Origin of the sequence: Cyanobium sp. WAJ14-Wanaka, from assembly GCF_024345375.1 — a bacterium.
In the GTDB taxonomy this organism is placed as follows: Bacteria; Cyanobacteriota; Cyanobacteriia; order PCC-6307; family Cyanobiaceae; genus Cyanobium_A.
This window is the reverse complement of record NZ_JAGQAZ010000002.1, coordinates 418,765-442,261: the sequence shown is the minus strand read 5'-3', so window position 1 is coordinate 442,261 and position 23,497 is coordinate 418,765. Positions and strand designations below refer to the sequence as shown.

21 protein-coding genes are annotated in these 23,497 nt (G+C 47.5%); 16 read left to right on the top strand and 5 right to left on the bottom strand.

The window, feature by feature from the left end; all coding sequences use genetic code 11:
- Window positions 1–80: 80 nt before the first annotated feature.
- The 16 genes from KBY49_RS08885 (at window position 81) to KBY49_RS08810 (ending at window position 16,752) form a co-directional block, all read left to right on the top strand.
- Window positions 81–284 (top strand): type II toxin-antitoxin system prevent-host-death family antitoxin, encoded by a 204-nt coding sequence (locus tag KBY49_RS08885; protein WP_254934430.1) that lies wholly within the window; start codon window positions 81–83, stop codon window positions 282–284.
- A 548-nt stretch (window positions 285–832) separates the two neighbouring features.
- Window positions 833–1,603 carry a glucose-1-phosphate cytidylyltransferase gene (gene rfbF / locus KBY49_RS08880; protein ID WP_254934429.1) on the top strand — a complete coding sequence of 257 codons (771 nt, stop codon included), beginning with the start codon at window positions 833–835 and terminating at the stop codon, window positions 1,601–1,603.
- A 2-nt stretch (window positions 1,604–1,605) separates the two neighbouring features.
- Complete coding sequence (gene rfbG, locus KBY49_RS08875; RefSeq protein ID WP_254934646.1) at window positions 1,606–2,709, top strand: CDP-glucose 4,6-dehydratase; 1,104 nt, start codon at window positions 1,606–1,608, stop codon at window positions 2,707–2,709.
- Window positions 2,699–3,247: a dTDP-4-dehydrorhamnose 3,5-epimerase family protein gene (locus KBY49_RS08870; protein ID WP_254934428.1), complete on the top strand. Its 549-nt coding sequence runs from the start codon at window positions 2,699–2,701 to the stop codon at window positions 3,245–3,247. The genes rfbG and KBY49_RS08870 overlap by 11 nt, the downstream gene beginning before the upstream one ends.
- Window positions 3,244–4,518 carry a class I SAM-dependent methyltransferase gene (locus KBY49_RS08865; RefSeq protein ID WP_254934427.1) on the top strand — a complete coding sequence of 425 codons (1,275 nt, stop codon included), beginning with the start codon at window positions 3,244–3,246 and terminating at the stop codon, window positions 4,516–4,518. The genes KBY49_RS08870 and KBY49_RS08865 overlap by 4 nt, the downstream gene beginning before the upstream one ends.
- A 2-nt stretch (window positions 4,519–4,520) precedes the next feature.
- The gene (locus KBY49_RS08860) at window positions 4,521–5,327 is read left to right on the top strand and encodes an NAD(P)-dependent oxidoreductase (protein ID WP_254934426.1); all 807 of its coding nucleotides are present in this window, start codon (window positions 4,521–4,523) and stop codon (window positions 5,325–5,327) included.
- Window positions 5,328–5,410: 83 nt separating this feature from the next.
- On the top strand, window positions 5,411–6,313 hold the full coding sequence (locus KBY49_RS08855; protein ID WP_254934425.1) for a leucine zipper domain-containing protein: 903 nt from the start codon (window positions 5,411–5,413) through the stop codon (window positions 6,311–6,313).
- Window positions 6,314–6,537: 224 nt separating this feature from the next.
- Window positions 6,538–7,908: a glycosyltransferase family 4 protein gene (locus tag KBY49_RS08850; RefSeq protein ID WP_254934424.1), complete on the top strand. Its 1,371-nt coding sequence runs from the start codon at window positions 6,538–6,540 to the stop codon at window positions 7,906–7,908.
- Window positions 7,909–8,822: 914 nt separating this feature from the next.
- A complete protein-coding gene (locus KBY49_RS08845; RefSeq protein WP_254934423.1) occupies window positions 8,823–9,977 on the top strand; it encodes a glycosyltransferase family 61 protein in 1,155 nt (384 codons plus the stop codon).
- 523 nt (window positions 9,978–10,500) lie between these two features.
- Window positions 10,501–11,517, top strand: coding sequence for a radical SAM/SPASM domain-containing protein (locus KBY49_RS08840; protein ID WP_254934422.1), 1,017 nt, complete (start codon window positions 10,501–10,503; stop codon window positions 11,515–11,517).
- Window positions 11,504–12,499 (top strand): radical SAM/SPASM domain-containing protein, encoded by a 996-nt coding sequence (locus tag KBY49_RS08835; protein ID WP_254934421.1) that lies wholly within the window; start codon window positions 11,504–11,506, stop codon window positions 12,497–12,499. Before KBY49_RS08840 ends, KBY49_RS08835 begins: the two co-directional genes overlap by 14 nt.
- The gene (locus tag KBY49_RS08830) at window positions 12,499–13,515 is read left to right on the top strand and encodes a hypothetical protein (RefSeq protein WP_254934420.1); all 1,017 of its coding nucleotides are present in this window, start codon (window positions 12,499–12,501) and stop codon (window positions 13,513–13,515) included. The genes KBY49_RS08835 and KBY49_RS08830 overlap by 1 nt, the downstream gene beginning before the upstream one ends.
- Before the next feature lie 202 nt (window positions 13,516–13,717).
- A complete protein-coding gene (locus KBY49_RS08825) occupies window positions 13,718–15,055 on the top strand; it encodes a hypothetical protein (protein WP_254934419.1) in 1,338 nt (445 codons plus the stop codon).
- A 395-nt stretch (window positions 15,056–15,450) separates the two neighbouring features.
- The gene (locus KBY49_RS08820; RefSeq protein WP_254934418.1) at window positions 15,451–15,582 is read left to right on the top strand and encodes a hypothetical protein; all 132 of its coding nucleotides are present in this window, start codon (window positions 15,451–15,453) and stop codon (window positions 15,580–15,582) included.
- Between the two features lie 146 nt (window positions 15,583–15,728).
- Window positions 15,729–16,031, top strand: a complete 303-nt coding sequence (locus KBY49_RS08815; RefSeq protein WP_254934417.1) for a transposase family protein — start codon at window positions 15,729–15,731, stop codon at window positions 16,029–16,031.
- Between the two features lie 388 nt (window positions 16,032–16,419).
- Window positions 16,420–16,752 (top strand): hypothetical protein, encoded by a 333-nt coding sequence (locus KBY49_RS08810; RefSeq protein WP_254934416.1) that lies wholly within the window; start codon window positions 16,420–16,422, stop codon window positions 16,750–16,752.
- A gap of 500 nt (window positions 16,753–17,252) precedes the next feature.
- Here the strand turns inward: KBY49_RS08810 and KBY49_RS08805 are convergent, their stop codons facing one another.
- The 5 genes from KBY49_RS08805 to KBY49_RS08790 form a co-directional block, all read right to left on the bottom strand.
- Window positions 17,253–17,507 (bottom strand): hypothetical protein, encoded by a 255-nt coding sequence (locus tag KBY49_RS08805; protein WP_254934415.1) that lies wholly within the window; start codon window positions 17,505–17,507, stop codon window positions 17,253–17,255.
- A 456-nt stretch (window positions 17,508–17,963) separates the two neighbouring features.
- Complete coding sequence (locus KBY49_RS08800) at window positions 17,964–18,257, bottom strand: hypothetical protein (protein WP_254934414.1); 294 nt, start codon at window positions 18,255–18,257, stop codon at window positions 17,964–17,966.
- Between the two features lie 1,943 nt (window positions 18,258–20,200).
- Window positions 20,201–21,169 (bottom strand): TIGR04372 family glycosyltransferase, encoded by a 969-nt coding sequence (locus KBY49_RS11750; protein ID WP_396099700.1) that lies wholly within the window; start codon window positions 21,167–21,169, stop codon window positions 20,201–20,203.
- 522 nt (window positions 21,170–21,691) lie between these two features.
- Window positions 21,692–22,756: a DegT/DnrJ/EryC1/StrS family aminotransferase gene (locus KBY49_RS08795; RefSeq protein WP_254934413.1), complete on the bottom strand. Its 1,065-nt coding sequence runs from the start codon at window positions 22,754–22,756 to the stop codon at window positions 21,692–21,694.
- Window positions 22,753–23,493 (bottom strand): SDR family oxidoreductase, encoded by a 741-nt coding sequence (locus KBY49_RS08790; protein ID WP_254934412.1) that lies wholly within the window; start codon window positions 23,491–23,493, stop codon window positions 22,753–22,755. The genes KBY49_RS08795 and KBY49_RS08790 overlap by 4 nt, the downstream gene beginning before the upstream one ends.
- Window positions 23,494–23,497: the final 4 nt, after the last annotated feature.

Here is a 23,497-nt window from a genome sequence, read left to right as displayed (position 1 = left end):
GATTCCAGGCCTTGGTAGGACGCGCCGACCTCGCCCGCGAAAGCCAACCTAATTCTTGGCTAAGCTAGCTTTGCCTGCTGATGAAGGCAGCCCTGGCCGGGGAGGAGGTAAATATCGCCAGCCACGGCAAAGCCCAGGTGAAGTTGGTGCCCTGCGCGACTGCCGTTGGCTTGACACGACCTGCAGCCCTGGGGGACTGGGCGGCAAACCTCGCGCAAGACCAGGTGGATGCGGCCTTCACTAAGGCTATGGATAAGGAGGTGGCGGAGCTATTTGGCTGCTGATGCGCCTGCTCCTCGACACCCAAATCATGCTCTGATGTGCCGAGAAGCTTGCGTGGTGTCGGTGGCCAGCATCTGGGGGGTGGCCATCAAGCACCGTCTCGGCAAGTTGGCGGTGTCACCAGCCGACTTTCGCGATCAGAGCCTGGCTGCTGGTGCATGCCGATCTCTTTGACCGACTGCTCATTGCCCAAGCGCGCGTGGAAGCCTTGATGGCCGTGTCGGCCGATGGGCATTGGCCTCGCTACGACGTTTCACTACATCGGTGTGGATCGACTTCTTCAATGGCGTGACCAGCGTCTACGGATGCTGGCCAAGATGGCTGCCGGGCATATCCGCGCGGCACTTTCAAGGCTTTTGTACAGCCTGTACGGAATCGCAAAGTGCAAAATTTTCCCTACCAAGACTTCAGGAAGGGCAGGCAGGGGCGATTCCAGCGATTGGGATGTGCTGACCGACCTACAAAACCAAGGCACCCCCATCGATCAGCTTGGGATTAGGAACCAACTAGATCGTCTCATATACTGCAAAGCTGTAGCCAGTACCTGGCCATGAAAGCCGTAATCCTCGCCGGCGGCCTCGGCACTCGTCTATCTGAAGAAACCCACCTAAAACCCAAGCCAATGGTGGAAGTGGGCGGCAAGCCAATCCTGTGGCACATTCTCAAGATCTATAGCTATTTTGGCATCAATGAGTTCATCATCTGCTGCGGCTATAAGGGCTATCTAATCAAGGAGTATTTCGCCAATTATTTTCTACACACCAGTGATGTCACCTTCCATATGGATAAAGACAACTACATGGAGGTGCATGAGCGAAAAAGTGAACCCTGGAAGGTGACGCTGGTGGACACCGGTGAAATGAGTAACACCGGAGGACGTCTGGGCCGGGTGCGCCCCTATCTAGATGGCAGCAGCTTCTGCTTCACCTATGGCGATGGCTTGGCAGATGTGGATGTTGGAGCCCTGATTGGCCATCACCAGAACCATGGCCGCCAGGCCACGCTTACGGCGGTGCAGCCGCCGGGGCGCTATGGGGCGCTGCATTTGGACGGTGATGCGGTGAGCCAGTTTCAGGAGAAGCCCGATGGCGATAACGCCTGGATCAACGGCGGTTTCTTTGTGCTGGAGCCAGAGGCGCTGGATCGAATCGCTGGCGATGCCACCAGCTGGGAAGGGGATGTGTTGCCCCAGCTGGCGGCGGCAAGCCAGCTGAGTGCCTACCGGCATAAAGGCTTCTGGCAACCGATGGACACCCTGCGCGACCGCACCCGCCTTGAGGAGCTCTGGGCCAATGGCCAGGCCCCCTGGAAGCTGTGGTGAATCTGAATCCAGCCTTTTGGCAAGGCCGGCGCGTGTTGCTCACGGGTCACACCGGCTTCAAGGGCAGCTGGCTGGCCCTCTGGCTCGCCCAGCTCGGAGCTGAGGTGCATGGGGTGGCACTGGCGCCAGAAACCACGCCAGGCCTATTTGATCAGCTCGATTTGGCCCCCCGGCTGGCGGGCCATCACCTGCTTGATCTGGCCGATGCTGCTGGCCTGGCGGCAATCGCTGCTGAGGTGCAGCCTGAAGTTGTGCTGCATCTGGCCGCCCAGCCCCTGGTGCGCCGCAGCTACGCCGATCCCTTGGGCACCTGGGCCACCAATGTGCAGGGTTCGCTGCACCTGCTCGAGGCCCTCAAACCGCTGCAGCATCCCTGCGTGGTGGTGATGGTGACCACCGACAAGGTGTACGCAAACCAGGAATGGGATTACGGCTATCGCGAGGATGATCGTCTCGGCGGCCATGATCCGTACAGCGCCAGCAAGGCTGCAGCTGAGATCGCCATCGCCAGCTGGCGGGCCAGTTTTTGCGGTGATGGCAGCCACCAAACCCCCCATCTGGCGATCGCCACAGCCCGGGCCGGCAACGTGATCGGCGGCGGCGATTGGGCAGACGACCGGATCGTGCCCGATGCCATGCGTGCACTTGCAGCGGGCGAGCCCATAGCGCTCCGCAACCCCCAGGCCACCCGACCCTGGCAGCACGTGCTCGAGCCCCTTGGTGCCTACCTGTTGCTGGCCGAGAAACTGGCCGGTCAATTGGCTGTGGCCCATGGGCCGGCCAACCCCTACACCAGTGCCTTCAACTTTGGTCCGGCGCTGGAGGCCAACCGCAGCGTGCAGGCCCTGATTGAGGAGGCCCTGCTGCATTGGCATGGCAGCTGGCGGGATTTCTCCGATCCCAATGCCCCCCATGAAGCTGGTCGCCTGCACCTGCAGATCGATAAAGCCCACCACCAACTCGGCTGGCGGCCCCACTGGACCTTTGCCATCACCGTGGCGCGCACGGTGAACTGGTATCGAGCCGTGCAGGAGGGGGCTAGTCCCCTGGAGTGTTGCCTGGCCGATTTAGAGACCTATCAAATGGACCGCGTCGATGGCCACTGAATCTCGCCCAACCCCCATCGCCGGTGTGATCGAGCTGGTGGGCCAGCCCTTCGCTGATCAACGTGGGGCCTTCCTCAATGCCTTCCGCGCCCAGGAGCCGGTCTTTGCCGAGGCCTGGGGCGATCGCGCCACTGCCCAGGTGAATATCAGCCGCACAGAAGCGGTGGGCAGTGTGCGGGGCCTACACCTGCAGGCCAATCCCCATGCAGAAGCCAAGCTGGTGCGCTGCCTGCGGGGCCGGGTGTGGGATGTGGCGGTGGATCTGCGGCCAGGCTCAGCCAGCTTTGGCCAATGGCATGGCGTGGAACTTTCTGCAGCCGCATCCAACGCCCTGCTTATCGCAGAGGGCTGTGCCCATGGCTTTCAGGTGCTGGAAGCCAGCAGTGAGTTGCTTTATCTGCATTCCGGAGCCTGGGTGCCAGAAGCTGAAACCGGCGTGCGCTTTGATGACGCCCAGTTGGCCATCAGTTGGCCGTTGCCGCCCCAGGGCATGAGCGAGCGGGATTTGCAGTTGCCAACCCTTAAATTTTTCCCATGAGCCAGCACCGCTGCCGCCATTGCGGCTCACCCCTAGGTCACACGGTGATCGACCTGGGCCACCAGCCGCCCAGCAACGCCTATTTGAGCCGGGAGCAGCTGGCACTGCCAGAGATTACCTATCCGCTGCAGGTGTTTGTGTGCACTAGCTGCTGGCTGGTGCAGCTGCCAGCCCATGCATCGGCCGAGGAGCTATTCACTGCCGACTACGCCTATTTTTCGAGCACATCTAGCAGTTGGTGCGCCCACGCCGAGCGGTTTGTGGAGGCTGCGGTGGCGCGGCTGGATCTGGGCCCCCAAAGCTTGGTGGTGGAGCTGGCCTCAAACGATGGCTACCTGCTCCAATACGTGCAGCAACGAGGTATCCCCTGCCTGGGCATCGAGCCCACCCAGGCCACGGCAGCAGCGGCCCGGGAGAAGGGGATCACCACCATTGAGCGGTTCTTTGGGGTGGAGCTGGCGAGCGACCTGAAGCAGGCCGATCTGGTGGTGGCCAACAACGTGCTGGCCCACGTGCCTGACATCAACGATTTTGTGGCCGGTATTGCCAGGATGCTGAAACCCAGCGGCCGCGCCTCCATTGAGTTTCCCCACCTGCTGCGGCTGCTGGCAGGCAACCAGTTCGACACGATCTACCACGAGCACTACAGCTACCTGAGCCTCAAGGTGGTGCAGCTGATCGCCGCAGCGCGCAGGCTGGAGGTGGTGGATGTGGAGCAGCTGGCCACCCATGGCGGCAGCCTGCGGGTGTGGCTGGCCTATGGGGGCACGGCGCAGCCAACTGCAGCGGTGGCGGAGGTTTTGGCACTTGAGGCGGAAGCCGGCCTGGAATCGATCGAGGCCTATGCCGGTTTCCAGCAGCGGGCCGAGGCGGCCAAGCACGGTCTGCTGGAGTTTCTGCTGCAGGCCAAACGCCAAGGAAAACGGGTGTTGGGTTATGGCGCAGCAGCTAAAGGCAACACCCTGCTCAACTACGCCGGTATCAGCTCAGACCTGCTAGCTGCCGTGGCTGATCGGGCCACCAGCAAGCAGAATAAATACCTACCTGGCAGCCATATTCCAGTGATAAGCCCAGAGCAACTGGCTGCTCAGAAAGCTGATGCCCTGCTGGTGTTACCCTGGAATCTGATAGAGGAGTTGCGAGAGCATCTTGCTGGGATTGAGCTGGTAACTGCAATTCCTGAACTGCAACATTGGGCTGGGTATCGCGGAGACGTGCACAAGGTAGATTCTCGGCGTTTGAACGAAAAGCCAATGATTACTGAGATGTAGCTATGACAACTATTCATCTTCTGGGTAGTGAAGGTTTCATAGGACGCGCCATTCAGCGTGAGGCGGCGGATACCTGCCTGCATTGTTGGAGTCATCTCAATTCAGATTCAGAGCACCATTTTGATCTGCTCGATCCCTCCACTTGGCAGACTTTGCTAAATCGACAGCCAACGCATGCCATCTTGTTGAGCTGGCCAGGCCTTCCTAATTATCAAGAACCTTTTCATGTAACCCGTAATTTGCCGGCTTGTCTCGATTTAATTGAGCAGCTGGTAGCGTCAGGCCTCCAGCGTCTTGTAGTAGCTGGAACGTGCTACGAATATGGGATGCAGAATGGACCTTTGAAAGAAGATCAGCTAACGGATCCTGTTAACTGCTACGCAATTGCAAAAGACAGCCTGCGCAGGGTCATTACTAGCCGCCTTAACAAACAAGAAGTTCAATGGTGTTGGATTCGCATTTTTTACCCTTTTGGCACAGGACAAAATCCCAATTCATTGCTGCCATCCTTACAGGGTGCAATTGATCAACACGATCCGGAATTTGCAATGAGCTCTGGTCGTCAAGTTCGTGATTTTGTTCCAGTAGATCAAGTTGCCAAGCTTCTCCTGAAGCTTTCTAATCATCCATATGCTCAAGGGATTTACAATTGCGGCTCAGGGAATCCAGTTTCATTGAGAGAATTAGCCGAAGAACAAATAACTAACTCTCTCTCTTCAATAGTTCTGAAGCTTGGAGGTTATCCTGATAGGCAAGATGAGCCCCTTGCCTATTGGGCAGATACAAGCAAAATCGACCTTTTAAGCTGATTGACAACTAGAAAACTCTATATCAAAGCACATGTGACTCATATACGAAATAAGAGCTCCGCCCAACCGAGACCTCACTTCCCATGCATACACACGCTAATGCCCGTCTGACGCAGAAGGGCAGGCTGCGATTGGTTTCTCAACACCTCAACGACCATCGCCCCCTGGCAGAACTGGCCGCAGAAGCAGGGATTTCTCTGCGCTGTGACTACAAGTGGCTGGCCCGCTACCGCTCTGGTGGTCAACCCTCGCTGGCGGATCGACGCAGTGTTCGCCGCACCCAGCGGCGGACGCTCGATCCGAACCGCCTCCAGCGCGCCGTGGAGCTGCGCCTTCAGCGGCTGCACCTGCGTCATATCGCCCAACTGCTGGTTACACCCCTCTCCACCGTGGCAAGGAGCCTGAACCGCCTGGGCCTGGGGCGGTTGCGGAACCTAGAGCCCAAACCTGTGGTGCAGCGTTATGAGCGCCAGACGCCGGGCGACCTGATTCACATCGACGTCAAGAAACTGGCCCGCTTCCGCAAGGTGGGTCACCGCATCACCGGCAACCGGCAGCAGGGGCGTTCCAAAGGCGTCGGCTACGATCCGATAGACGCGGTCATCGACGACGCCACGCGGCTCGCCTATGTGGAGGTTCTTGCTGATGAGCAGCAAGCCACTGCGATCGGCTTCCTGAGCCGCTCCGTGGCCTGGTTCACCGGCCAGGGCGTCGAGTGCCATCAGGTGATGAGCGACAACGGTTCGGCCTACATCTCCAAGAACTTTGGTAAGGCCTGCAGCGTCCTCAAGCTCAAGCACATCCGCACCAGGCCCTACACGCCTCGCACGAACGGCAGGCCGAGCGGTTTATCCAGACCCTCTGCAAGAAATGGGCCTATGCCATGCCGTTCCAGGACTCCCAGGAGCGGAACGCCTGGCTACCCGTTACCTATCGATCTAAAACCGGATCAGGAAACACTCAGCCCTCGGCAGCCGATCCCCTAAGCAGCGGCTCAACGAGCTGCTCTCCTGATCAACGTGGTGAGACACAACAGCTAAACCGGCATCTCAAAGAGCCAATCACACCAATTTGAACTGGTGAAACCAGGCACATATCCGAAAAGATTGACCTAGCTCTCTAGGCCTAGCTAGGCAAACCTCACAGGTTTACAGTAACCATGGGCATCAGCATACCCTAAACCCATTCTTTTTAACATGCTACAAAGCCAATGAAACAAGAAGTCTTGCAGGTGCTTCACCTTGCCCCACATATAGGAGGCGGAGTTGGATCGGTTCTCGTAGATTGGCTCAAAAATGCAAGGGATGATACTTCTACAAAACATACAATAGCATGCCTTGATACCTGCAAGCCAGCAACGGTTCAAACCCTAAACTCTGAAAAGATAACATATCACGACAACCTATGGAAACACAAGAAAGAAAAGCTTCGAGGAATAATTAATGCTGCAGACATAGTAATTCTGCACTACTGGAACCACCCACTCTTGAGTAGGTTGCTAATTGAGGATGGCTTACCAGCATCTCGTCTTATATGTTGGTGCCATATTTCCGGACTCTACGAACCATGCATCATCCCTGAATTTCTGATAGATATGTGCGATAAGGTAATTTTTAGCTCAAGTATATCCAAGAATGCCGCTACTCTCGCTGGCAAGATTTTGGTAAATCCCGAAAAGTTTGTTACAATTCATTCGTCACGAGATCTTCGACCGTATCTAAGAATGTTTCACAAGAGAAAATATCCTAAAATAGCACATCGACTTGTATATATCGGAACCGTTTCATTTTCAAAACTTCACCCAGATACAATAGAAATTATGTCACGGCTAAGCCGAATGGGCTTTGATTTAACAGTGATTGGAGGACCAGATCACGAATACATATCACGTCAAATTCCAAATGATGCCCATAGGATTAGATTCCTGGGACCAAAGGAAAACATTCATGATTATCTACTCAATTCAGATATATTTGTATATCCACTTTCGCCAAGTCACTATGGAACGGGAGAGCAATCTATACTGGAGGCAATGGCATCGGGAATGCCCGTGATAAGCTTTAGCAATCCTGCAGAATCTGCCATAATTATTGATCAAAGAACAGGCCGACTAGTTTCCAACGCAGATGAGTTCGTGGAATCAATTATACCCATTGCCCGATCTGCGTCATTACGTCAGTGGATGGGAGAAGCATCAGCGACTGAAATACAAAAAAGATTTTGTGAAGAAAAAAACAAAGATACTTTCAATTTAATACTCGAATCAGCAAGCAGACAACCAAAACAAAAAAGAAATGCGAAATTAATACAGTCTTGCAATATGGACATTTGTTTATTAGCATTTTTGCTCACTTCGTTTAGCTCGACCAAAGCCCTAAATTTTATCAAGGGCTCTAGCGAAGAGGAAGAAAGACTTCACAGCATATCAAACTATATAGCAGGAGAAATAGAAAACGGTAAAGCTATATGGAAGGCGCCAACCAAAGGTACTCCATTACATTACGAGAATTATTTTCCCAAATCAAGAAGCATAAATCTTCTTGTAAAAAAAATAACCCAAAACCTATGCGCAAAAACCTAAATTAAATTAAACCTGATAAACATGGGAGAGCCTATCAGCGCGATTAGTTTTAATTATTAAATATGGAGTTGATCCAAAAATTAAACTATTTTCCAAAATTAATTCATTGTTAACTAGTGATCCATTTGAAACACAAGTATTCTTGCCAATAACACTATTGCCAGTAATAGAACTATTTGGGTACATAAATAAAAACTCCCCAAGGTATGGCATTTCAAAAGAGCTGTTTGCTCCCACCGTACACCCGTGCATGACAACAAAATAATTACTGTAAGATGCCTTTCCAAGAACTATCCCAGTTCCATGAACAACAAGGAATATATCTGGAAGAATAGTGTCATACATACAGTGAAAAGAGTGCATAATTTTATTTAGATAAAAAAGTTTTTCAGCTAAATTTAGGTTACACAATTCAGAATATGCTACATTCGAACAAAAGTATATGAAAACTGTGTACTGGTCGGCATTTAGATGGTTAAAATAGAAAATACCTTGACGCCTATATGAAGAATAGATTATTTTTTCGAAGCAGAATTCAAGTCGTTCTAAAGCTCTTGGAATAATTCTACTAAGGGGAGGAGTTTCCTTGAAATCTGGAAAAAAATTAAATAATTGTGTTGAGAGATAGTTAGTTAACTGCTCACGACTGAGACTGCATTGCATGGACAACAATAGGGGAGGACATTGACTGAATCTTATCAGAAAAATAACCAAAATTCACCCCAATGGGAAGGAGACACATGGGGAAATTTACACTTAAATATTGGGGAAAAGGGAAGTCAATGAGAGTAATAGTCATTACAGCAATTTAAAATATAGAAAAGCTTACACAAGAGCCCCTTCTGCCAGCAAAGTCAACAAACCATACTATAATACAGTTGTAGCACAAACCAACCATTATTAACAAACTCAAGATGCAAATCAAGATTACCAACAATTTTAGCGAATGGGCAAGTCAGGATAAATATCTTGAAACACTGACGGTAACACGCCAGACAGTTAAAGATAAACACACAAAAAATCAAATCAGAGGGCTCCGCTCACTAGGAATGACAAGTAGTTCATTGGCACTCCTATATGGCATGATGCGGAATGACTATGAAACAGGGTACGCATTGTTTTCAAAAATAAGATTTCTATGCTGGTATTGGGATAATGGGGACAAAATTATTTTTCCGCTTAATAGCAGAAATATGCTGTACATAGGGAATGATTCAATTGATTGGTGTAGTCATTGGCCGTTTTTTAGGGAGATAGAAGAAAAAACTTATGAGTGTCAGCTAAGAGAATTTAATTATCATCTCAATTATGTCTCCGAATACCCGTTATTAGGGATAGGTGGTCAATCTCATTTTGGCCATTTTGTGGCCAATAAGGTTGCTGCACTTTATCAAAGCGCGCTAGCATACCCATATCTTTCATCCCTTGAAAGCCTGTTAGTTCCAGATGATTACATTGATCTACACAAATCCATATTAGAATCTGTCTTGAAGGGTAAAAAAAACCATTATGTGCTCCCTCGCATTAATGGCATACATTCTTTCCATAATATTGTAATACCCTGCATAGATGAGCATAGTAATGCAATTACAGGGCTAAAGGGAGTAATCGAAAAACAAACTCTAGATCGGCAAACAGTTTCAGGGAAAAGAATATATATTACGAGGGCTGACGGCAAAAAAAATGATCGAATTATGGACTATGCCATTTTTTGTAATCGCCTCGCAGAGCTAGACTATCAAATAATAAATCCTTTAGGCCATAGCTTTGATGAGAGATTATCGCTAATTGGAGATAGTGAATTGATTCTTACTGATCCGGGTTCCTGTGCTCTAAATGGCCTATTATTTGGCAATATTAAAAGCATCCTAAAATGCATGATACCTAAAAGGGTTATAAGTTCTGTGCAATGCACTATAATAAACCAACTTTGCCTAGGATTTGACCAAGGCTTATCCAACCAATGGTTGCCGTTAGAAAGTTATAACCACAACCCATTCAATCCGTGGTATGATATATTAAAACCTCCAGCAAAAGAATATTTAGTGACACTTTCAAGCAGTGCTTGAGCACACTCCTATTTCAGGAGAGAAGAAGCCCCTTTCAATCGCACACAACAAGGCATTATGTGCAATAAATACCTTAATTAAATGAAGGCGTTGAAAACTTCCCTTTAGTGGCCAGCGTCTTATAAAACTATTGGGATGATTAAGGCGCTTGTAAATCCTTGGGAACATCTAGACAAGGGATACTTTGTCGGCGCCCTTCTTGGGCCAGAACACCAGTACCACTGAGTTCAACTCCGCTAACGAAGATCCATAAATAGCTTAGCGATATATGTGCTAGAGTGACGATGAACCGTAAGGGATTTGATGGAAAAGCAACTTTCGTTAAGAGCATTGTATGGATTCTCTCTAGTAGTGTATAATGATTAGGCACGTCGCTTTTGGGTGAATTCAAGTAATGACGACAGTTACTAATCTAACAACTCTTTAGAGCGGAATCTGCCCAACATACACTAACCACAAGAAGCATAGAATATTACTAATCTATAGCAACAGCTTTTGCGTCCATTCCAAAAATTAATCCTCAATGACTGAGCCAACCTTTAAGCCTAGAATTGATCTGAAAAATAGGACAAAGCTTGAAACTGTATTGCCATTATCAACTCCCTTTGTAATTTTTATTGATCCAAGCGATGCTTGTAACTTTAAGTGCAGCTTCTGCCCGACAGGAGATAGCGAATTGATGAAGGAAGTGGGACGACCTCTTAAGCAACTAGATTGGGAGCTATATGTTAAAATAATAGATGATTTACATTGCTTTGACGAAAAGGTAAAAGTTATAAGATTATACAAAGATGGAGAACCACTCCTCAACAAAAAACTTGCCAATATGGTCAAATACGCCAAAAATTCTGGATACTGCGATCGAGTTGACACAACCACAAATGCGTCTCTCCTTACAGCGGATGTGGGAATAGAACTCGCTGAAGCAGGCCTTGATCGAATTAATATTTCAATCGAGGGTATGAACGAAGAGCAGTATATGAAGTTTTCGGGATATCGCCTAACAAAGTTCCAAGACATCGTCGACAATGTTAGTAGTTTTTACAAATACAAAGAAAACTGCGAGGTAATTGTTAAAATCAACGGCGATGGGCTTAATGACTACCAGAAGAAAGAGTTTATAGATACTTTTGGACCAATAGCAGATGGAATCTGGATTGAGAGTGTTATGTCATGCTGGCCCGAGTTTGAACTTAGAAACGGTGTAACTACGAATCAAGACAGAGGTATTTATGGGCAGGCCATTAAAGAAGTTTCAACATGCCCTTACCCATTTTACTCGTTCTCAATAAATCCTGAAGGAACCGTAAGTCTCTGTTTTCTAGACTGGGGCAGAAAGCTGCTAATTGGGGATGTAAGAAAACAATCTGTTAAAGAAATCTGGAATAGTGACCAGATGAAACAATACCGCCTAATGTTTCTAAGAGGTGAGCGAAAAGCACATCCAGTATGTGGCGGCTGTGGACAAATGACACATGGCATGCCTGATGATATTGACTCCTACACGTCAGATCTGCTTTTAAAATATGAAAATAACTAACCTAGCTGATAGAACATTAGGGCTTCGGCCAAATCTTGGACCACAGCTACCGCTGGCACAGCCTCATGTACTCTTGATCGACCCTTCTAGCGCATGTAATTTGAGATGTAAATTCTGTCCAACTGGCGATCCAAAGCTTATCAAAAGCACAGGTAGATTTCAGGGTCAAATGACCATAAAGACATTTGAGAATATTATTGAAAATGTAAACAACTTCGACACTCCTCTTTCTATATTAAGATTATACAAAGAAGGCGAGCCTCTTCTTAATAAGAATTTATCTCAATTCATAACTATGGCTAAATCAGCCAACGTAGACCGAGTTGATACGACAACTAACGGGATACTACTTAACAAAGGGTTATCCGAGGATCTCATAGCATCTGGAATAGATCAAATAAATGTATCCCTTAACGGATTATCAGCTCTTCACTATAAGAAGTTCACGCAAACAGATATAAATGTTGATAAGGTCGTGGAGGAAATTAAGTACCTCTGCTCCATCAGTGGTAAAACCGTTATATATGTGAAGTGCATCAAGGAACACCTGAATATGGATGAGCAGAAGTTATTTATCGATTTATTTAGTGGTTTTGCTGATAAAGTATTCTTTGAGGGTTTGCAGCCAAACTGGCCTCAATTTCACTTTAATTATATTGACCCAGTTTACGAAGCCGGGCATTATGGTCAACAACTCATTCCAAGAGAAGTCTGTCCTTTCATCTTTTACATGATGGTTGTTAATTCAGATGGAACAGTAAGTGCTTGTGTACAGGACTGGAATCATTCGCTTATAATTGGCGATATTAATTCATCGTCACTTTTAGGGATATGGAATGGTTCGAGCATGAACGAACTAAGGCGCAATCATCTCAGTCATAATCGCAAAGTACATTGTAACTGTGCAAAATGTCCAGTACTAACTCACGGCTGTCTTGACAATATCGACTCATATGCTTTTGATCTGCTGCCAATGTATTGATGAAGTTTTTAATACTGGGAGGCAGCGGAAATCTCAGCTCGATAACGGTACGTCAATTATTGACCTGCTCCCATACAGTTCATTGCATCACTCGTGGGACCAATCCTTCGCTTGAGACCGAGCTCAGGCTAATCGGGGCTACTTTTATACATGTTAATGATCTAAGCAGGCTAAGTACAGACTTTTCTGATAAAATGTACGGCGGTTATGACTTTGTCATAGATTTTATTGCCTATACATCTAATGATATATCATCTCATCTGCATTGCTTATTTGGCCGTATTCGATATTGTTACGTCTATATTTCTACGACAGCTTTTTATGAGCGCAGTTTCACGCAAGACAGGCCTTATCGTGAGGATAGCATTAACATTTCCGATTCATGGGATTATGCAATTAATAAATATCGGGCCGAGCTGCGCTTGTGCAAATTATCTAATGATACTCCTTTTAAAACATTAGTAATTCGTTTGGGCCATACAATAGGATTATCAGTCCCAGTTTACTTGGGAAATCCTGGTAGGGCTTTTTTATCTTATATTACCGATGGCATGCCGATACCATTTTTGGGAGATATTGATCATCCTTGGTCGATAGGTAGTGGATATGGGCTTTCTACAATAATTTCGAGTCTTCCCAATGCAATAGCAGAGCTCCCACAATATTACCTATTCCATTATTCACAAATTCAGTCAACATGGCGTGAGATATACTCATGTTTATGCTCTGCTCTACAAATCAGCACTCCCTTGTATAAATGTCTTGCAGCAGAAGATGTTTCTCTGGTATCGCCGCATTGGCTGCCAAGCATAGTCAATCATAAGATATACTATGATTGCTATGATTTAACATTCATGTCGAAATACTTTTCCCCTATCACTGAAGAATCAACGAAGAACATAGTTTCTAAAGCATGCGATTTTACTTTATCACAGGGCGTAGATCAGGCGTATCATTCTGACAGGCAAAAATTATTGAGGCTTTCATGTTTAAATGGGTACACTTTTAGTCTATAGGATCATGTTTGCTTCGCCCCTCAAGAATGATCTCAGAATACCCTGCTCATTGAGCAGTATTTTTACGTTAGTTCACATCCGGCATGCGGCAAGCCTCCTGCTATGCATTGTAGTTTTTGGTTATCACTTCATTTTTGCAGGTAAGAGAGGGAATATACAAGTTGCTCAAATACATCGAATAATTTTTCTTTCTTATACATAAATGGGAATACTACTGAATCGGGTTCGTAATGCGCTCGACAAACGCTGGAGGCAACTTGCAAAGAATAGTCATGTTCCCACTTATTTTTACGCGCTATCTAGTCATAACCAAGGATGGGGTGTTGTCGTCCCAGAGATTCTTGGGGTACTTAAACACGCCTCTGTGCATGGCTATCGTATACAATTTATTGCTAAAGAAGGTACCCATACAACAACAATTAGGTTTTTTGACATAGGCGAAGAACTAGCTATATGGGACAGAGACCAGTTCATTTTTCAAGCTGGTCTTGAGCTGTATTCATCAATTCTTTCCCAGCGAGCTTGGAATAAACAGGAAATTTTAGCTAATTTTTCTCAGAATGTTGAGATTGTATCCCTACTTGATCAAAACCCTAATTTTAGGTGGCCGTTTTCGGATATCTTTAGAATTTTAGTTCATTCAACTGAGTATGTTCATCCTGCGTTTGCACAATCTCGCTCTATATATAGTATATTTGAAAGCTTAACAGTGAACGGCATGGTAGCGGGTGAAAATCCTATTAGCCTTACATCTCATAACAAGGTGCTTGCAAGAACAATTCTTGGAAATTATGTACAACCTCGCTTTGTGCTTTCAGTAAGAGAGGCACCTCTTCATCATGGTGGCACTGGAAGAAACACGACACTCGAAGACCTAGATCAAGTACTTTCTATTTTGTGCAAATTCACAAAATCAATTGATTTAATAGGTACTAGCCCAGGCAAAGTTTTAAGTAGCATTATTCAAAAATACTCTTCGCATTTTAAGATACAAGATTTTACACATGGCAATTACGAAACTTATCCAATTGACAATCTCTCACCCAAAAATATTGAAAGTCATTTGCTGCAAACTTATCTACTATCCACGCCTAATGTAAAACTACTTCCACAAAATGGGATTGCTGTGATTCCTTCTGCAACAGGCCAAATGGCTGGCATTTATGGCACCCCAAATATTTTTAATGCATGGATGAAAGATGTTTTACTTATGCCGCAGAGATTCAATTATGCACCTAATAAGTCACCTGTTAAGGCTTTCATTTATGGCTTGAATTGCAATTATGGAGAATCGTGGGCCTACGATCGTTTGCCTTGTGCATATGGTGTTCTCCAGGCTGGTATAGAGAATTTATTAGCACATCACCTGCCAGGAAGTGAGTATTGTATTCGCAAAAATGCATTTTTTGATTCAAAACTTCTTTTGGCTACTAGGCGGTCTATTAATCTTGTTCCAAATATCAAAGCTGATTTTGAGTTGGTTGATTTTGGCACTCACTTAATTCAGGATAGCTTTGGAAATCCAATTTGTTACACATGACCTGTGCATCAAAAACCACAAGCAAGAGCATCAAATCAACGTATAGGTGGTTTTGCATTGAACCTGGGTTAAATTATTCAGACATTCTTAAGACTACGTATGGCCTCCTGAAAAACGAAACAGCAAGCTGAGACAAAATTCACTCAAAAGGGAGGCCAGAGGGGGCAGCGGCTTGGCATTGACATCAAGTGCCGCCTATCTCCAAATTCATAACTGCTCGGGGAATATCACTCGCTCGCGGTGACTGCCAGCAAAGATGACGCCTCTGCTGCTGTTCATGCAGCTACGCCAAATTTAGCTGGATTGGTGTCGAGTTCTGGTGGTGGTGGATTGATCCAGACCACTTCCGGTTGACGCCAGCAACGCGCCGATCGTGACCACCGGCGTGGGTTTTGTTGGCACGCCTGCCCGAAGACCACAGCGCGGTGACGACAGATCTCCACGGCCTGACCGCTGTGGCGCTGCTGAGGCGTGACGAACTTGATGCCGCAATGGCGGTGCCGGTAGTTGTTCCAGTCAACAAATGACAGCAAACACTAGCAAGCGTCTTCTTGACTGGTGAACGGCCGGCTTGGGTAGTCGGACCGATCCCAAGGTTGATTCAAAGTCTGTCATGGGCATTCTTGCCAGTGCTGTCAGCATGAGTTGAGGACGGCGGAATCGCCTCCTCTCTGTGCTCAAAAGCGACTCTGCTGCAACCGATCTCGACCTGATCAGCTACCTCAAGGCGATTCCGGATGTACGGATGCGGCGGAGCGTGCGCATTCCGGCCTGGTACCTCCTGTTGGTGGCGGTGCTCGGGATACTGAGCCGCTGCCAGAGCCTGCGGGATCTGGAGCGCTTTGCCATCCGTCATCACAGCGTTCTGACAGAGGCGCTGGGCCTTGAGCTCAGGCGGCCGCCCTCGGATTCAGCCTTCCATTACTTTTTCCGCCAGGTTGACGTCGCTTCTCTGTGCGCCGCTATCTGCGACTAGACGATCACTCAGATCCCAGGTGGGGCGAGTGATCTCGACCAGCTGATCTGTGACGGCAAGACCTTGAGGGGTTCGATCGAGCCCACAGCTGGTGACGGCTAGGCATTCATTGCCCAGGTCACGCTGTACTCCGCCGCCTTGGGCGTGGCCATCAGCCAGGCCTGCTACGCCACCGGGCAGAACCATGAACGGGCGGTGCTGAGGCAGTTCCTTGGCGAGCTGGATCTTGAGGGCGTTCTGATCCAGGCGGATGCCTTGCATACCCAGCGTCCGTTTTTCGGCAGCTCCAGGAGCAGGGGGCCGACTTCCTCCTGACGGTCAAGAGCAACCAGAAGACGCTGCATCCCCAGATTAGATCCCAGTTCCAGGGAAAGCGTCACATCCATTTGTGGCAGTGGATCACGAGATCGGCCACGGCCGCAACATCACCTGGACTCTACGCGCCAAACAAGCCCCAGAGCACATTCGTGAGGCCTGGATTGTCACCGGCTGGATCGTGGAGATGACCGCCGATGGCATCCGTGATGCCAAGCCGTTTCGGGCGACCCATTTGTTCCTCACCAGCCTGCGCATCTACCCAGAAGCCCTGCTGCAACTGGTGCACGTCCACTGGAGCATTGAGGACTGGCATTGGATTCGCGACACACAGCGCCACGAGGACGCCCTCCGCTCCCGCGGCAACGGGCTGGGGCGATGGCCACACTGCGCACTGCAGCGATGAACCTGCTGCGGCTGGGCGGTTTTCAGTTAATTCGCGCCGGAATGCAGGCCGTGATGCACGACATCAAAGCGCTGCTGACGATGGTGGGGCAACAGCCACAACCAAACCCATGATGAGACTTTGAATCAGCCCTGGGGCAGGAGCATCATCAACGAAACATTCATAGCCTCTACTCACGGTAGTGGTAGTTTGATCAAGACAACCTCCAGCTGACGCGAACAGGGAGTCACTCTTAAGTATCACCTTGGAATGTACTTGTGAGCTTGTTATTAGACGACAGCACGGCGTCGACAGGTCTCTACAGCCTGGCCGCAGTTACGTTGCTCTGTCGTCACAAACTAGATGTCGCTTTAGCAGTACGGGTGCTAATTCCTGACAACAAATGACGCTACCCACTGACAGGACTCGTTCTTGCTAATTAACCGTTTACATGGGTAATCAAGCCCGTACTTCGCTGTGCAGATAAACGATTAAGAGTAGGGGTTATCATTGGATAACATCTACCTGTAGAAAAATTTTAGCACGCCAAGTTCCTTCAGCCAACATGCCAGTGTGGCGGCAAGCAGGGCATTAACATTGCCGTTATAAAGGATCAGCGGCAGCATGCGACCCCGACTGATTCGCTTGCGCAAGCAAAACATGCTCACGAGATCTGCTGTAATGGATGGAATTTCTCGTTCGGCGCCCCACCAAGCCATCCCCTTGCGGCTCCAGACGTCTATCACCACATAAAGATACAGCCAGATCCCAAGCAAGATAGTGGGAAGTTAGGTGATGTCACAGCTACACACTTAATTAGGACCTGCCACTCTTAGACTCTGCATTAGGCGTGGATCCTGGGATACTTGCCCGACCATGACGATGGGCCTGGCTGTAGGCATGTATTACCAGTTTAAAATGCGCGAAGAACTAAACATATAGTCCACAGTCCGAAAGCACTCGTACAATCTAACCTGGCGGTTGAGCCGCGAATCTAGTCTCGTTGTAGGCGAGTAAGATCCGCTGACGTTCTGATTTGGTAAGGCGGTTGACTACTTAGCGGTGACTGCAATTCTGCCGCTCAACACCACAACGACACCTGAGACTGGCTGTGCTAGTGCTGCAGCGTAGTGAGCCCCACACAGAGTGCCAGGCCAGCTCACTGACACGGTCACCATTGGCCATGCCCTCCCAGATAAACTACAAGGCCTTAATGAGGTCATCAGGCGAAGTCAAACTTCCACGACCTCTACCAAGAAGGTCTGATCATTTTTGAGGCAATCAGCAGTGCTGCCTCCTCCGCCTGCGCCATGTCCTTTCGGCGCAGCTCCTTTAGCAGCCGGATGTTCGCCCGCTGGTTCTCCTGGTGTAGGATTTGGAGTTATTGCATTCAATATGAGCACTAGCTTTTCGTTCGAATTCTGGGATGCCTGGCGCCAGCGGTCTAACTGCTCGGTAAATAAGATCCGCTCACGGCAATAGAAGCTGAGTTCAGTGGCAATCAACCCAACGGTCTTCAGCTCCACCGTGAACTTGTCGGTGGAATCTCAGACCTCGGATCCTTCTCCGATGCCGGCACTACGACCAACTGCAATCGCTAGGTCCTCGAGAAGTTATAGAAGGTGACTACATGAATGCCAAGTTCAGCTGAAATCCGGGCTACGCTCTACCGGTGCGACGTCGTCGTCAGCCTTCTAACATCAGCCTTGACCGCACAGCTGAAGGAACGTATTGCAGGGCTCCATCAAGTCCACAGGGGGAAAGTTGTAGGAATGGAGAGACGTTAACTTTCTTGGAAATGGGGCAAGTATGTATTCAACCAGGAAATTCAGGAAAATGAGTGTGTGACCTTCAATTGTCTGGTCGGATTGGAAATCGATTAACCAGACGTGGTGCGGGTAATCAGCACTTAATATCTCCACAGAGTAATCTGTGGGCCTTACATAATTCCGATTGTGTGGCAGAGGCCGCCTGGGCCACCTCCACCCAGATCAATTGCACCCGATTGTGATTGACGATATAGACATCAAATCCCGCCAGTAGGCCAGCTGCCGCCTAATCACACATGACAACAGACAAGATCAAGAATTAACTAGCGTTGATGCAGTAGCATCGACTCTTCGATGCAAACGAGGATAACGGACGCAACTTGCTTTTGGATTTGGGAAGTTGATCGGCAGGCTCGTCGATGCAAAACCAAGGATCTAGCCTGCATAAAAACAATGGCTCTAGATCGAAGATGCTTGCTTAAAAGTTTGCCTAGGCAAGCTCTTTGAACATGGCTTTGTCCAGTACAGCGGCTGCAATCAATCGCCTGATCGGGTGTTATCCAAGTCCAACTCCATGAGGCGTCTTGGCCACAGTTTGATTAATCCTGAATGCAAATAATGCCAGCAATGGTGTATAACTGCAGAGAATGCCAAAGCTGGACAGGCATCAGATAAGATCCAGGCTTGATTAATGACCTGATCAGAAGTAGATAGCTTGAAAATACTAAGATCGGGGCTGTAGCGTATCCTTTTGATAGGGCATCCACTGGCAAAACCTGGCCTATAAGGATGCCCTCATAAGGCTGCTTCAGTTTATTGGGCCCAAAACTTTAACAAATTTAGGCGACTGTGCTTGACTTCGCTATTGTAAGGGATGATGGCATCACCCATCAATCAAGAAAGGGAAGTGGCGCTAAGCGAGCTCCAGAGCACAATGGATCTGAAAGGGAAACCGAACAAGGTGGGTGCGCTTCGAACTAGGCAGGCATTTTTCTCTGGTGCCTCGAGTAGGTTGCCAGCGTCAACCTGAATGGCAAGAACAACCAGCCCACACTCTTCCCACGAACTTTCAGCCAGTTCGAGGAAAACGACAGATCCTTTTCACAGCAAAGGCTGAGGTGGAGCGTAAAAGGCTTGACACGAATTAAGAGCTCAGTGCCAGGACGTCCCGATCAAAAAAAGGGGAGCTGTCCGAACAGGGCCTGTAGCGTGGAACTGATCACTACAACGCTCCTTCACAAGGGTAGCGGAACGTAACTAGGTACCTGTCTATCAGCAGCATCCGCATAAATCGAGAAGGATTGCCAAAACAAATCCGCCTGCGGTGACCTATTGGGACAGGAGGGACTAAGACCGTGAGATTTAGCTCGCTAGGGAGGCCCAATGCCACTCAAACCAGCTCTTTACAGCAATATTTGCGGTCCTGCGGTCGGTGGTGAAAAGACTGCATAAACGATTCTGCATTCACTCGATCCGATGAGAATATGGGAGCTGATCAGGTGAAATTAAGCAAAGATGCCAATACTCTGCTGCCATTCAGGCGGGGTGGATGATAAAAAAGAAAAATCTAAATAATATTGAACAAGCAATCCCTGATGTCTACTGGAGAATGACTGGGCAGTCAAAAATATTTAATAACCATGGCCGAGAAAGACGCTAAGACAAATATCGAGAAAAACTATTTAGATAAAGCTTAAAGCTTAGAAATAGCGAACGCATCTGTGATGTTGGTTACGGTAATCAGGTTGCGAAATAGTATTGAAAGCCTTAGTGATAGAGCGCGGACAAGCAGCAGATACCTTGTAACCGTGGGAGAACGCAATGCGTGGGCACTCTGATTGACAAAATTTATGAACAGGCGAGATTGATTCTTCATGGGTTAGAAAGCGCCTAAGTTCGAGTGAGTAGATAGAACGAGGCACATAGACATCGTTGGTGTTGAGCCACGTAACGTGAGCCGAAGGATGGAAGTCAAGCCAAAGAATTGGTGTACCAAAGAGTGATGGAGGGAGCGTACCGCCACTTTGACTACCACAAAAAAAAGTAGAACGAACCCAAATATATAGTTGAAGAAGCTCATACTCACGCCTGGAGGTAGCAAGATCAGGTAGACATGTGACAAGGCCACCCAATGAACGAACAAGGTTATCCCGATATGACACTAGAAAGGGTTGGCCACCACTAGAAAGGATGTGATTAACTACTTGATTAATGCTTTGGATAGATGTATTCCGCAAAGACCTGCCATCTACTGCTGTTCGAAAGTGTAATCCAGCAAACCAATCAGCTTTTAGGTGGGGCCGAAAAAGCTGCTCAGCCTCCTCAAGCAAGGCTGGGTCGTACGGCAAGAACGAATCTGCATTAAATAAATCCGTCTCAATGCCTGGAATTTGGAAGTAATCCCGGGCCAGAATGGAAGAAGGAATTCCGTTAGAGACGGTTGGCCAAATTTCCAATTCGTGATCATAACATGAGTTATATGTTAAGTGCGGCGAGTCAAAAGAAAGCTGATCAAGTTTAATTGGAGAATTTTGACTGTAACTTAAAATAAGGTCAAATAAAAGTTGGTTAGGCAGGCAGGATGGAATATAGTAAAACACAAGTGTAAGGCCAGAAAACTGAAGAGATCCACGAATACAAGCCCTAAGATAGTAAAACAGGAGGCACATATGTCCAATAGCGAGAAAGTGTGAACATTCTCCATAGAAGCCTGGTGCTCTATTTAAGAGTTTATTAAGCCTATTCCTTGTAAGGATAAGAAGCTTATCAAGAGCAATGTAGTCTCCAACTAGTGTGAACGGATAAAGAAGTGATATACGATTATGGAGAAAGTCAATTTGGTTAAGAGAGACGGAGTCAAGGAGCGTCTCGAATACGCCAAGCTCAATTGCGTTTTCAGGTAAGGATGCGATTAAATAGGAAGCAGCAAGAAGGTCAGATTCTCTTAATGACTTTGATCGAAGAGACGCAAGGAAGATGGCTATGGATGAACGAAATGACCTAGGATGGATAGAATTATAAAATGCTTGGTTTACAAGAGGGATAATATGGGGGCTAGGAAATTTGTAGCAAAAGGGTATGATAGGTACGTAAGCAAAAAGTATACGCAAAAGATCGAAAAATTGCGTAAAAGAGTTATTGAGAAATAAACTAATGTTTTTTAAACCATATCTTAATTTTTTTTCATTCGCCTAGCCTAGTGAACGAATTATTGAGATAGCTTGTTCAATAGTGGAAAGATCTTGGTCAGGTCCGCAAGGTGGATGAAATACTCCATTAGCAAAAAGTTCACTATTCACAAGGTGAGGAGCATGGACATCAGGTAAATGAGATAAAGAATTGTGGTAGTTACAAGTTGGTATACCAGAAGCATTGAGTGCAGCTATATATTTACTACGGAAGGGCGTAAAGAGATCGATGAGCAAGGGGACTTCGCCAGCGGATAGATCGGAGGGTAATAGACGAACATTTTCAAGCCCATTAAGCCCAACTAAGTACATTTGATAGATTGATCTTAAACGTGCAAGACGCTCCTGATAACTATCTAGCATTCCTAGTGCAAATGCGGCGTGGAGGTTACTAGATTTAAAATTGTACGAGCGCGAATGATACTGCTCTATACCATCTACATATCGAACGCCATGCCACTTAATAACAGAGAGCTTGTCGTAGTCATCTGGTCGATTAGAAACTACAATGCCTCCATAAGCACCAGGCAAGGCGGAAATCATACCCAGTGAATAGCAGCCAAAAGATCCTGATGTACCAGAAGGGCGATTTGTAATCGGGGATGTTGAGAAAAGACTTTTACACGAATCCTCTATAACAACTGTATTCGGATATTTATCGATATATGGAGAAAGGTTAGGATGACGACCGTTATAGTTGACCGGCAGTAATACATCGTATTTTTGAATAATTTTGGAACAATCCAGGATCGGTAGGTCTTCCAGAACGTCAAAAATATGTGGCTTAGCTCCAGTGAGTTGTATTGCTTGTGGCGTTGCAACCCAGCCGATGCCAGATGTTGCCACTAAGGAGTCGCTCTTAACACCACTTGCAAAAAGAGCAATCGATAACGCGGATGTACCACTATTCGTATAAAGACACGTAGGAACTCCTAGAATAGTAGCAAGCTCCTTCTCGAGTGTTCTAGTATGAGGTCCAGATGTGACATAATTTTTCGAAAGCGCTTCTGAAACAAGCCGACGAGTAAGGTCAGTAATTGAAGTGTGAAACCACCCAAGTTGTGTCATGATGAAAAGTTCAAAACTCGTTGAGCTACAAAATACTGGTCAAGAAGTGATTCGCCTCCATCAGCAATTATGTTAGCACCGTTTAAGGAAGAGGATTGAGAGGAGAGGATAAATACAATTAGCTTGGCTAACTCAGAGACGTGAACTGGAGATTGACGAGGTATTGATGAACGCTGAAGGGCTACTTTCTGATCAGTAAGCGGGATTTGGTCTGACCGTCCTGGTATGAATACTACACCGGGTGAAATGATATTAAATCGTGCAGAGGAGGCTTCTCCATATTTGACAGCGCAAGAGCGAACAAAAGACTCCAAGGAAGACTTGATAATATTATATGAGAAATGCTGGGCAGAAACATAACTAGAGGCGATTGATGAGACAATTGCAAAACTTGGTGATTCAGTAATGATTCGATCATGCAGTGATTCAATAAGGTTTACTAGTGGGAATAGCTCCACATTAAAAGCTTCGTTGAGGAGATTTACAGAAGAGTTCTGAATGTGATGTCTAAAACGAACCGACCACAAGACAGAGGAAATGGTGGAAAGCTGATCAATGCGAGAAAGGATATCAAGCAGAAAAACATCATCAGTAAGGTCCCCGACCCAATTATCAGCTAGGAATATAGAAGGATGAGGATTAAGATCTATATTTACAATATCAACACTGTCAGTGAGGAGCTCAGAAATAACAGCGCTACCAATTCCAGAACTACCACCGAAAACTAAGTGTGTCATCTAG